This is a genomic window from Burkholderia sp. SJZ089, assembly GCF_007828315.1.
In the GTDB taxonomy this organism is placed as follows: Bacteria; Pseudomonadota; Gammaproteobacteria; order Burkholderiales; family Burkholderiaceae; genus Burkholderia; species Burkholderia gladioli.
This window is the reverse complement of the sequence record NZ_VIUM01000019.1, coordinates 60,110-72,127: the sequence shown is the minus strand read 5'-3', so window position 1 is coordinate 72,127 and position 12,018 is coordinate 60,110. Positions and strand designations below refer to the sequence as shown.

The window sequence follows — 12,018 nt, the reverse complement described above, 5'->3', positions numbered from 1 at the left end:
TGGGGTACCACGATCGGAGGACACATGGAACTCGACTGGCGGGATCTCGCGTTCCATCACCACGTCGCCACGCTGATCGACGCGCTCGACAGCCCCGACTTCTGGACCCGCCTGGCCCGCGTGCTGCAGCGCTTCGTGCCCTTCGACAACTGGGTGGGCATGCTGTTCGCGCGCGAACGCGCGCCGCTGGTGTGCGCCGAATCGCCGATGCCCGACGGCACCGTCGACCAGATGTTCCAGGACTACCTGGGCGCGCTCTACCAGCTCGATCCCTTCTATATCGCGGCCTGCGAGCGGCCCGCCTCGGGCCTGGTCACGCTCGAGTCGGTGGCGCCGGACAACTTCCGGATGACCGATTATTACCAGCGCTACTTCAAGCGCAACATCATCGGCGACGAGGTGCAGTTCAACCACGCGATCGACGAGCGCCACACGCTGATCTTCTCGCTGGGCGCCACGCGCCATTACGGCGAGCGCGACCTGGCGCTGTTCGCGGTGGTGGCGCCCTGGGTGATCGCGCTGATGCGCCAGCGCCTGCCTTACGAAAGCTTTACCGGAGCCGGCCAGCACGCGGGGCCGGCGGAGGCAGCCGGACTTGCCCCGGCCGCGCCCGACGAAGCGGGTTATGCCGAGCACTTCGAGCGCGTGGTCCAGCAGCGCGGCCATGCTCCGCTGACGGCGCGCGAGGTCGAGGTGGTGCGGCTCGGCCTGAGCGGCTTCTCCACCCGCGCGATCGCCGAACGCCTGGCCATCTCGTTCGAGACCGTGCGCGCCCACAAGAAGCATATCTACGCGAAGCTCGGCGTCAGTTCGCAGTCGGAATTGTTCGCGTTGTTCTACGAGCCGGGGCGGTAGGGGCGGCTCCACCGGCTCGGGGACGAAGCGACGCGCCGGCCAGCAAACCCCTTGACGAGACACGCAGGCACGGGCGGTCGAATTCTCTCCGCGCTGCGCAGAGAATTCTCGGCAGGCTTGCGAACCCGCGCTGGGCCCCCATCTTCACCCCCATGACCACCCTGCCCGCCCTCGCCGGCGCCTGCCATCGCCTCGATCTCCCCCGCTCCGATCCGGCCCCCGGCAACCGGGCCGCGGCTCTGGCAAACTTGATGTTTTCGCTTCGCCGCCCCGCGGCGCGCCGAGCCGGCGGAGCGCCGGCGCCGCGCCCGCCGCGATCCGGCCCGGGACCCGCCTGATGGATAGCGCCACCCGCTCGCCCGCGGCCTCGCCGGCCGCCCCGCTCGATGCCTTCCACCCGGCCGTGGCCGGCTGGTTCGCGCGCAGCTTCGCCGCGCCGACCGAGGCGCAGGCACGCGCCTGGCCGCTCATCAAGGCCGGCCGCTCGACCCTGGTGGCCGCGCCGACCGGCTCGGGCAAGACCCTCACCGCCTTCCTCTGCGCGATCGACGAGCTGGTGCGCGAGGCGCTCGCCAACGACGGCAGCCTGCCCGACCAGACCCTGGTGGTCTATGTCTCGCCGCTCAAGGCGCTGTCCAACGACATCCGCGTCAATCTCGAGGCGCCGCTGGCCGGCATCGCGCACGAACTCGCCCGGCTCGGCCTGCCGGTGCCCGAGATCCGCACCGCCGTGCGCACCGGCGACACCACCCAGGCCGAGCGCAGCGCGCTGCGCAAACGCGCCGCGCACATCCTGGTGACCACGCCCGAATCGCTGTACGTGCTGCTCTCCTCGGAATCGGGGCGACGCATGCTGTCGACGGTGCGAACCACCATCGTCGACGAGATCCACGCGCTGGCCGGCAACAAGCGCGGCAGCCATCTCGCCCTGTCGCTGGAGCGGCTCGACGCGCTGGCGGGCCGGCCGCTGCCGCGCATCGGGCTGTCGGCCACGCAGAAGCCGATCGAGCTGGTGGCGCGGTTCCTGGTGGGCGTCGAGGCCGGCGCCGCGAACGGCTCGGCCGGCGGCGAGCCGGCCGACGCGGCCGACGCGGCGCGAGCGCAGGAAGCGCCCGAAGCGCGGAAAGCGCCCGCCATTCCCCAAGCGCCGAAAGCCTCGGCAGCGTCGGAACCACCCGAAGCCCCCAAGACGCCGGCCACGAAGCGGCGCAGGACCAAGGCAGCCGCCTCGGCACCCGCCGATACAGCGACGACATCGCCCGCATCGCCCCCGCCATCGCTCCCGCAAGCCCTCGACACGCGCGCCTGCGCGATCGTCGATGTGGGCCACGTCCGCGAGCGCGACCTCGCGCTCGAACTGCCGCCGATCCCGCTCGAACCGGTGATGGCCAACGACGTCTGGGAGCGCATCTACGACCGCATCGCCGAGCTCGCCGCCGCGCATCGCACCACCCTGGTGTTCGTCAACACGCGGCGCATGGCCGAGCGGCTCGCGCGCCATCTGGGCGACCGGCTCGGCCAGCAGGCGATCGCCGCGCATCACGGCAGCCTCGCCAAGGAAGCGCGCTTCGACGCCGAGCAGCGCCTCAAGCGCGGCGAGCTGAAGCTGCTGGTGGCCACCGCCTCGCTCGAACTCGGCATCGATATCGGCGAGGTCGAGCTGGTCTGCCAGATCGGCTCGCCGCGCGGCATCGCGCCCTTCCTGCAACGCGTCGGGCGCTCGGGCCACCAGGTCGGCGGCACGCCCAAGGGGCGCCTGTTCCCGCTGTCGCGCGACGAGTTGGTGGAATGCGCGGCCCTGCTCGACTGCGTGGCGCGCGGCGAACTCGACCGGCTGCATGTGCCGCGCGCGCCACTCGACGTGCTGGCCCAGCAGATCGTCGCCGAGGTGGTCTGCGCCGAATGGGACGAGACCGAGCTGTGGCGCCGCTTCACGCAGGCGGCGCCCTACGCGGCGCTGTCGCGCGAGCGCTTCGACGAAGTGATGGCGATGCTCGCCGAGGGTTTCTCGAGCCGGCGCGGCCCGCGTCGCGCCTACCTGCATCGCGACCTGAGCACGGGCACGGTGCGCGCCCGGCGCGGCGCGCGGCTGACCGCCGTGACCTCGGGCGGCACGATCCCCGATACGGCCGACTACTCGGTGCTGCTCGAGCCGCAAGGCACCCAGATCGGCACCGTCAACGAGGATTTCGCGATCGAGAGCCTGGCCGGCGACGTGTTCCAGCTCGGCAACCAGTCCTACCGGATCCTGCGCGTCGAGACCGGCCGCGTGCGCGTCGAGGACGCGCGCGGGCAGGCGCCCAACATCCCGTTCTGGCTCGGCGAGGCGCCGGGGCGCAGCGACGAGCTGTCGGCCGGCGTGGCGCGGCTGCGCGGCACCCTCGACGCGCTGCTCGAACAGGGCGAGCTGGCGGCCGCCGCGCCAGCCGCCTCGCGGGCGATCCACACGGCGCGCTCGACGGCCGCGCTCGCGCAGGACGCCGCCACCGACGCGAGCACGCGCGCCAAGGCCGCGACCAAGGCAACCAAGGCGACCAAGGCCGGCGCGGCGAAATCCGCCTCGCGCGCGGCGCTCGATCCGAACCCCGCCGCCAAGGCCAGGCCCGGCGCCGAGCCCCCGCCGGCAGGCGCTGCCCCGCTCGCCGACTCGACGGCCCATGACACGCCCGAGCCCGGCCGCCTGGCCCCCGCGCTCGACTGGCTGACCGGCACGCTCGGCCTCGCGCCCGAAGCCGCCCGGCAGATCGTCGAGTACCTGGCCCGCTCGCGCGCCGCGCTCGGCGCGCTGCCGACCCAGCACACGCTGGTGATGGAGCGCTTCTTCGACGAATCGGGCGGCACCCAGCTGGTGATCCATTCGCCCTTCGGCAACCGCGTCAACCGCGCCTGGGGCCTGGCGCTGCGCAAGCGCTTCTGCCGCGCCTTCAATTTCGAGCTGCAGGCGGCGGCCACCGACGACGCCATCATCCTGTCGCTCTCGCTCGCGCACAGCTTCGAGCTGGCCGAGGTCTGGCGCTACCTGCGCGCGGCCAGCGCCGAGCACGTGCTGGTGCAGGCCCTGCTCGACGCGCCGCTGTTCGGCGTGCGCTGGCGCTGGAACGCCACCACCTCGCTGGCGCTGCCGCGCTATACCGGCGGGCGCCGCACCGCGCCGCAACTGCAGCGCATGAAGAGCGAGGACCTGCTCGCCACGGTGTTCCCGGACCAGGTGGCCTGCATCGAGAACATCGTCGGCGAGCGCGAGGTTCCCCATCACCCGCTGGTCGACCAGACGCTCGACGACTGCCTGCACGAGGCGCTCGACACCGAGGCCTGGCTGGCCCTGCTGCGCCGCATCGAGGCCGGCGAGGTGGAGCTGGTGGCGCGCGACCTGCCGGCGCCCTCGCCGCTGGCCGCCGAGATCCTCAACGCCAAGCCCTATGCCTTCCTCGACGATGCGCCGCTCGAGGAACGCCGCACCCAGGCGGTGCTGGCGCGCCGCTGGAGCGACCCGGAATCGGCCGACGACCTGGGCGCGCTCGACGCCGAGGCGATCGCCGCGGTGCGCGAGGAAGCCTGGCCGCTGGTGCGCGATGCCGACGAGGTGCACGACGCGCTGGTCAGCCTGGCCTGCGTGGCCGACAGGGAAGCGCGCGCGCACGACGGCTGGCAGGCGGCGCTGGCCAGGCTCGCGGCGGGCCGGCGCGTGGCCGCGCTGCGCCTGCCCGGCGAGGACCTGCTGTGGGTGCCGGCCGAGCGCATCGCCTGCCTGCGCGCGCTGCATCCCGAGGCGCGGCCCGAGCCCGCGATCGCCGCGCCGAAGGGCCATGACGGGCCCTGGACACACGAGGCGGCGCTGGTCGACGTGCTGCGCGCGCGCCTGACCGGCTTCGGCCCGCTGACGGTGGCCGCCATCGCCGCGCCGCTCGGCCTGCCCGAGCCGGCCGTCGAGGCCGCGCTGGTCGCGCTCGAGGCCGAAGGCTACGTGATGCGCGGCCGCTTCACGCCGGGCACCGCGCGGGAGGAATGGTGCGAGCGGCATCTGCTGGCGCGGATTCATCGCTATACCGTCAAGCGCCTGCGCCGCGAGATCGAGCCGGTCGAGCGCGCCGATTTCATGCGTTTCCTGTGCCACTGGCAGCATGTCGGCGGCGAGACGCGCGGCCTGGGCCGCGATGCGCTGGCCGCCGTGGTCGAGCAACTGGAAGGCTTCGAGGCGGCGGCCGCCGCCTGGGAGGAGGAACTGCTGCCGGCGCGCGTGGCCGACTACGCGACCGGCGGCATCGACGAATTGTGCCGCTCCGGGCGCGTGGTGTGGACCCGCATCGCGCCGCCGCCCAAGCCGGCGGGCGCCGCCGCCAAGGCCGCCGGCGGCCCGGTCAGGACCACCCCGATCGTGCTGCTGCCGCGCCGCCATGTCGGCACCTGGCAGGCCCTGCACGAGGCCGGGGCGCAGCCGCCGCTGTCGGCGCGCGCGGCCCGTGTGCACGACGCGCTGGCCGCGCACGGCGCGATGTTCTTCGACGAACTGCTCGACGATACGCGCCTGCTGCCGATCGAGCTCGAGCAGGCGCTCGGCGAACTGGTGGCGGCGGGCCGCGTCAATGCCGACAGCTACGCCGGGCTGCGCGCGCTGCTGCGGCCGGCCGTCAAGCGCAGCGCCCATTACGCGCCGCGCACGCGGCGCGGCGGCGCGCTGATCGGCGGCATGGACGACGCGGGGCGCTGGTCGCTGGTGCGGCGGCCAGTGCGCGTGCAGCCGGCCCCCGCCGATGGCAACGACAACGACGGCGATCACGCGCACGGCGGCAACGCCGGCAACGCCGGCGATGGCGCCGCGAGCGCGGCCCATCGCAACGACCTCGCCACGCAAGCCGCGCCGGCCGCGCGTTCGCGCGAGACGCTCGAGCATCTGGCCTGGACCCTGCTGCGCCGCTACGGCGTGGTGTTCTGGCGCCTGCTCGAACGCGAGGCGGCGTGGCTGCCGCCTTGGCGCGAGCTGCTGCGCGTCTACCAGCGCCTGGAGGCGCGCGGCGAGATCCGCGGCGGGCGCTTCGTGGCGGGGCTGGCGGGCGAGCAGTTCGCGCTGCCCGAGGCGATCCCGGTGCTGCGCGAGATTCGCCGCCAGCCCGCCGACGGGCAATGGATCGTGGTAAGCGGCGCCGATCCGCTCAATCTGGCCGGCACCCTGCTGCCGGGCCGCAAGGTGCCGGCGCTGGCCGGCAACCGCGTGCTGCTGCGCGACGGCGCGGCGGTGGCGGCCCTGGTGGGCGGCGAGTTCGTCTACGAGGACAGCCTGCCGGCCGAGCTGCACGAAGCGGCGCGCCTCAAGCTGGCGCGACGGCACTAGCCAAGGACAAGGCGGCGTGTCGTGCCATGACGCACGACACGCCGCCCGGCGTCATCCCTCGCGATCCGCGCCACGGGCCGTGCCTGGCACGCCCCGGGGCGAATCGCCTTCCTTCAAGCCGTCCCGACCTCAGGCCGTGGCCAGCTCGACACCGCGCTTCGCCCGCTCCGGCGCGCGCGGCGCATGCGCGGCCGCGCCGTTGCCCGTCAGGCGGAACACCGACACGGCATCGTTGAGCACCGCCGACTGTTCGTCGAGCGACTGCGCGGCCGCCGCGGCCTGCTCGACCAGCGCGGCGTTCTGCTGCGTGACGGCATCCATCTGCGTGACGGCCTGGTTGATCTGCTCGATGCCGCGCGCCTGTTCGTCGGACGCGGCCGAGATTTCCGCGACGATGTCCGAGACGCGCCGGATCGCCTCGCGCACGCGGCCCATCTTCTCGCTGACGGCATTGGCCTGCCCCGCGCCGCCCTCGATCAGCGTCACCGAGGAGGCGATCAGTTCCTTGATCTCCTTGGCGGCCGCTGCCGAGCGCTGCGCGAGCGTGCGCACCTCGCTGGCCACCACCGCGAAACCGCGGCCCTGCTCGCCGGCGCGCGCCGCCTCGACCGCCGCGTTGAGCGCGAGGATGTTGGTCTGGAACGCGATGCCCTCGATGGTGCCGGTGATCTCGGAAATCTTGCCCGAGCTGCCGCTGATCTGCAGGATCGTGTCGACCATCTCGCGCATCGCGTGATTGTTGTCGTCGGCCAGGCTCGAGGCGTTGGTGGCCAGGCCGTTGGCCTGGCGCGCGTTGTCGGCGTTCTGCTTCACCGTCTCGGTCAGCTCGGTCATGCTGGAGGCGGTTTCCTCCAGCGAGGCGGCCTGTTCCTCGGTGCGCGAGGACAGCTCGAGATTGCCAGTGGCGATCTCCCGGGCCGCCAGCGACACCGAGCCGGTGCTCGACTGGATGCGTCGCACGGTCTGCGCCAGTTGCGTGTCCATCACGCGCAGCGCGTGCATCAGTTCGCCGAACTCGCCGCGGAAGCTGTCGTCGATGCGCACTTCCAGCCGGCCGTCGGCGATCGTGTTGGCCACCGCGATCGCGCTGCCGAGCGGCCGCATGATGGTGCGCAGCAGGTAGACCGAGGCACCGACCGCCACCAGCAGCCCCGCCGCCACCAGCACGATCGCCATCACCAGCGCGTTGCGCGCGCTGGCCGCGCCTTCCGCCGCGAACTGCGCGGCCTGCTGGTCGTTCACGTCGATATCGGCCTTGATGCGATCGAGCATCTCGTTGGTCGCGTCGTTCTGCGCGTCGATCAACTGGGTCGCGCCGTCGTAGTTGCCCGCGGTGAACGCCTCCACCACCTGCGCGGTGGCCTGGCGGAACTGGGGCATCGCGGCGTTGAGCCCGTCGGCCAGCTCACGCTCCTTGTCGGAGTTGATCGCGCCGGGATAGTAGTTCGGCCAGATCTTGGCGATCCGGCTCACGGTGCGCTGGATCGAATCGAGCGACTTGCGGTTGCCCTCCCCCTCGCGCATCACCTGCATGCGGCGCATCTGCAGACGCACGTCGATCAGGCCGGCGCGGATCTCGCCGAGCGTGCGGATCGGCTTGACGGTGGTGGTGTACTCGTCGCTGACCATCGTCTCCAGCCGCGAGATGGTGAGGGTGCCGAACACCCCGACCAGCGCGATGATCAGCACGCAGGCCGTCATGGCCATCACGATTTTGAAACGGACGCTGTGCTGCACGCTGCTCACGGTGGGGTCTCCTGTTTTTTTGGCCGCCCCCCCGGGCGCGGCGGGCGAAATTTCGGCGGGCACGTGCCGTCCCTCGGGACGGCATGCCCTGCCGCGATTACGGCGCCGGCTTCCCCAACTTTAATTTTTTCGTTTTTCTTTTTGAAATCAAATGACACGCCGTTGCGCATCGAAAACCAATCGAAAGCTTTCGGCCGGGATGACGGGAATCTCCCGCGCGCAAGGTGCGCGGCGCGGGCGCGGAACGCCTGGCGCGGCCTGGTCTCCCCCACGCCGCGCCAGGCCCCGCGCCCGCTTAGCGCGAGACGCGACGCCCCCCGTCACGCCTCGCGCGGTCCACGCCCTGCTGCGGTGACGCGCTTCGCGTCACCGCTCGAGCCATGCCGCCACGCGCGTGGCGCGCTCAACCGCGCCAGGCCGAGCAGCGGATCACCGAGCAGAAGTTGCCGGCATGGAAATGCGGCTCCTTGTCGGCGATCACGTCGGCCTTGACGTTGCCGAAGGTCGTCTCGGGCTTGTGGCGGATCCCGTCGTAGAAGGCCTGGATGATGTCTTCCTTGAAGTGCTCCGGGCGCGGGTGCAGGTGCGTGACCGCCTCGCGCTCGTGCTCGTGGTACTCGTGGTAGGTCAGGCCCAGCACGTCCATCTCGACGCCGGCCGTCACCAGCGCGATCACCGGATGCATGTGCTGCGGAATGCCGGGCGTGGTGTGCAGCGCGATCGCGGTCCACACCAGGTCGATATCGTGCTGTTCGATGCCGCGCTGGCGCAGGAACTCGCGCGCCGCGTTGGCGCCGTCCACCTCGAAGCGCTCGTGCGCGCTGCTGTGCGAGGGCATCAGGCCGACGTCATGGAACATCGCGCCGGCATAGAGCAATTCCGGATCGAACTTCAGGCCGCGATCGCGGCCGGCCAGCGCGCCGAAATAGAACACGCGGCTGGAATGATGGAACAACAGGGGACTTTCGGTATCCCGAACGAATTCCGTGATCTCCCGCGCAAGCTGGCTGTCGGGAACGCGGATGCCACCGATATCGACGCTCATGATCTTCTTCTCCGTGTGAGGGCTTCGGAATTGATTCTCCCGCGTGATAGGATTGTCATCAATCGGCGTGTCACGTCATTTTCTGCCAAATCGCGCGGAATGCGGACGGCGCCAAGGGGAACCCGAATGAGCAAGACCATCGCGATCCTGGCCGTGCCGGGCGTGCAGTTGCTGGACGTCAGCGGGCCGCTGGACGTGTTCGCGCAGGCCAACGTGGAAGCCGGCAAGGCCGCCTACCGGATGCTGGTGCTGGCCTGCGAGCCGGGCCACCTGGTCAGTTCATCGGGCGCGCGCCTGGTGCCCGATGGCGTGGTCGGCGAGGCGCTGCCCGAGATCCACACGCTGCTGGTGGCGGGCGCGCCGGGCATCGGCGCCGGCGGCGTGCCGGTCGCGACGCTCGACTGGCTGCGCACGGTACCGCGCCGCTGCAAGCGCTTCGGCTCGGTCTGCACCGGCGCGCTGGTGCTGGCCGAGGCGGGCCTGCTCGACGGCCGACGCGCCACCACGCACTGGGCCTCGGTCGAGGCGCTGGCCGAGCGCTGCCCGAGCGCGACGGTGGAAGCCGATGCACTCTACGTGCGCGACGGCCGGCTGCGCACCGCGGCCGGCGTGACGGCCGGGCTCGACCTGGCGCTGGCCCTGGTGGAGGAGGATCTGGGCCGCGAGATCGCGATGCGCGTGGCGAGCCAACTGGTGATGTTCTTCAAGCGCCCCGGCGGGCAGTTGCAGTTCAGCCGCAACGGCGCCACCGCGCCGGCCGGCCGCTCGGTGCTGCAGGACGTGCAGCGCTGGGTGGCCGCGCAGCCGGAGCTCGATCACAGCGTGACGAGCCTGGCCGGGCGCGCCGGCCTGAGCCCGCGCCATTTCGCGCGGCTGTTCCATGCCGAGGTGGGGGTGACGCCGGCCGCCTGGGTCGAGCTGGCGCGCGTGAACGCGGCGCGCGCCCTGATCGAGACGGCCGGCGACGCGCCCAAGCAGGTGGCCGCCAAGTGCGGCTTCGCGAATGCCGACGTGCTGCGCCGCGCCTTCGTCAAGCACGTGGGCGTGACGCCGGCCGAGTATCGCAAGCGTTATCGCGACGAGGAGCGCTGAGCGCGGCCGCAACGGTGGATAAAAACAAAGCCGCCGTCGCGACAGGAACGACGGCGGCTTCGATACTTCGGGCTTCTGATCAACTGACCCGCTTCAGGTCTCCGGCGCCTGCTCGCCGCGGCAGCGCCAGCGGCGCGCGCGCGACGCCGGCTCGGCTGCCGCGTCGGCGACGCCGCGCCACCAGCGCTCGCCGCGATGCGGCGCGGCCAGGTCGAGCCGCTCGCCCATGCGCGGCGTGGCCAGCGCGATGCCCTGCGCGGCCGCCAGGCCGAACACGCGCTCGAACGGGTCCTGCCAGCGATGCATGGCCAGGTCGAAGGTGCCGTTGTGGACCGGCACCAGCCAGCGCCCACGCAGGTCCTGGTGCGCCTGCACGGTATGCTCCGGCTGCATGTGGACATAGGGCCATTGCGCGTCGTAGGCGCCCGTCTCGAGCATCGTGACGTCGAACGGCCCGAAGCGTTCGCCGATCTCGCGGAAGCCGTCGAAATAACCGGTATCGCCGCTGAAGAAGATTCGCAGCTGCGCGTCGATGATGGTCCACGAGGCCCACAGCGTGCTGTTGCCGTCGAACAGGCTGCGCCCCGAGAAATGCTGCGCGGGCGTGGCCGTGAAGCTGATGCCGTCGATCTCGGTGCCCTGCCACCAGTCGAACTGGCGCACCTTGGCCACGTCGATGCCCCATTCGATCAGGCGCTCGCCCACGCCCAGCGGCGTCAGGAAGATCGCGGTGCGCTCGGCCAGCGCCAGCACCGTGTCACGGTCGAGGTGGTCGTAGTGGTCGTGCGAGAGGATCACGCCGGCCAGCGGCGGCAGCGCCGCCAGCGCGATCGGCGGCGCGTGGAAGCGCTTCGGCCCGACGCGCTTGAACGGCGAGGCGCGCTCGCCGAACACCGGATCGGTCAGCCAGAAGCCGCCGCGCAGCTTGAGCAGCAGGGTCGAATGGCCTAGCCGGTAGAGGCTGCGATCGGGCGCGGCGTCCAGCTCGGCGCGCGTGAGCGGATCGACCGGCAGCGCGGCGCCCGGCTGGGTGCCGCGCGGCTTGTTGAACAGCACGTTCCAGGCGATCGACAAGGTCTTGCCGAAACCCTCGGACGGACGCGGCCGCACATTGCGGAAACGCTCGCCGTCGTGCTGCGGCGAGGCGGCGGACAGCGCGCGGCCGCGTTGTGCGGCGGCGATGCCCAGCGTGCGGCTGAACCAGTCGGGAAGCGAAATCATGGTGAATCCGTCCGGAGAGCGAAAAGTAGACTCGCTAGTGTAGTTTGTTCTCAGGAAAAGTAAACCGACAAGTGTAAAATTCGCCCATGGACGCCAATCCCACTCCCACCCGCCTGACCGACCGGAAACGGGCCGCGATCGTCAGCGCGGCGATCGACGAATTCCTCTCGGCCGGCTACGACGCGACCAGCATGGACCGCATCGCCGCCAGCGCGCAGGTCTCGAAGCGCACCGTCTACAACCACTTCCCGAGCAAGGACGCGCTGTTCCTGGCGATCCTGGAGCGGCTGTGGGACGCCACGCGCGGCGGCGAGGCGCTCGCCTATCGCGCCGGCGAGCCGCTGCGCGGGCAATTGGTCGAGCTGCTGATGCGCAAGCTGCGGCTGCTCGCCGACGACACCTTCCTGTCGCTGGTGCGCGTCGCGATGGCCGCCGCGATGCATTCGCCCGAGCGGGCACGGGACATGGTGGCGCGCCTGGGCGAACGCGAGGAGGACCTGGGCATCTGGATCCGCGCGGCAAGCGCCGACGGGCGGCTGTCGGTGGCGGATCCAGGCTTTGCCGGACAGCAGTTGCAGGGGCTGGTGAAGTCCTTCGCGTTCTGGCCGCAGGTGGCGATGGGACAGCCGGCCATCGCCGGCGAGGCGCGGCGCGCGCTGGCGGAATCGGCGGCGGACATGTTCCTGGCTCGGTATGCGAAGGACGCCGAGGCGCGCGACTGAGGGCCCGC

The 12,018-nt window shown here is 71.7% G+C and carries 7 protein-coding genes; 4 read left to right on the top strand and 3 right to left on the bottom strand.

Features of this window, described 5'->3' with window-relative positions; translation table 11 throughout:
- The first annotated feature begins 24 nt into the window (after positions 1–24).
- Complete coding sequence (locus FB600_RS29150) at positions 25–855, top strand: helix-turn-helix transcriptional regulator (RefSeq protein WP_098151848.1); 831 nt, start codon at positions 25–27, stop codon at positions 853–855.
- Positions 856–1,192: 337 nt separating this feature from the next.
- Positions 1,193–6,184, top strand: a complete 4,992-nt coding sequence (locus tag FB600_RS29145) for a DEAD/DEAH box helicase (protein ID WP_145758039.1) — start codon at positions 1,193–1,195, stop codon at positions 6,182–6,184.
- A 129-nt stretch (positions 6,185–6,313) separates the two neighbouring features.
- On the opposite strand, the gene FB600_RS29140 is transcribed toward FB600_RS29145, so the two are convergent.
- Positions 6,314–7,930 carry a methyl-accepting chemotaxis protein gene (locus FB600_RS29140; protein WP_098182689.1) on the bottom strand — a complete coding sequence of 539 codons (1,617 nt, stop codon included), beginning with the start codon at positions 7,928–7,930 and terminating at the stop codon, positions 6,314–6,316.
- A gap of 403 nt (positions 7,931–8,333) precedes the next feature.
- Complete coding sequence (locus FB600_RS29135; protein WP_025101797.1) at positions 8,334–8,975, bottom strand: HD domain-containing protein; 642 nt, start codon at positions 8,973–8,975, stop codon at positions 8,334–8,336.
- Between the two features lie 126 nt (positions 8,976–9,101).
- On the opposite strand from FB600_RS29135, the gene FB600_RS29130 reads away from it, so the two are divergent.
- Positions 9,102–10,067: a GlxA family transcriptional regulator gene (locus FB600_RS29130; protein ID WP_145758155.1), complete on the top strand. Its 966-nt coding sequence runs from the start codon at positions 9,102–9,104 to the stop codon at positions 10,065–10,067.
- A 93-nt stretch (positions 10,068–10,160) separates the two neighbouring features.
- Here the strand turns inward: FB600_RS29130 and FB600_RS29125 are convergent, their stop codons facing one another.
- On the bottom strand, positions 10,161–11,288 hold the full coding sequence (locus tag FB600_RS29125) for an MBL fold metallo-hydrolase (RefSeq protein WP_098182687.1): 1,128 nt from the start codon (positions 11,286–11,288) through the stop codon (positions 10,161–10,163).
- 86 nt (positions 11,289–11,374) lie between these two features.
- On the opposite strand from FB600_RS29125, the gene FB600_RS29120 reads away from it, so the two are divergent.
- Positions 11,375–12,010 (top strand): TetR/AcrR family transcriptional regulator, encoded by a 636-nt coding sequence (locus FB600_RS29120; RefSeq protein ID WP_025101800.1) that lies wholly within the window; start codon positions 11,375–11,377, stop codon positions 12,008–12,010.
- Positions 12,011–12,018 lie beyond the last annotated feature (8 nt).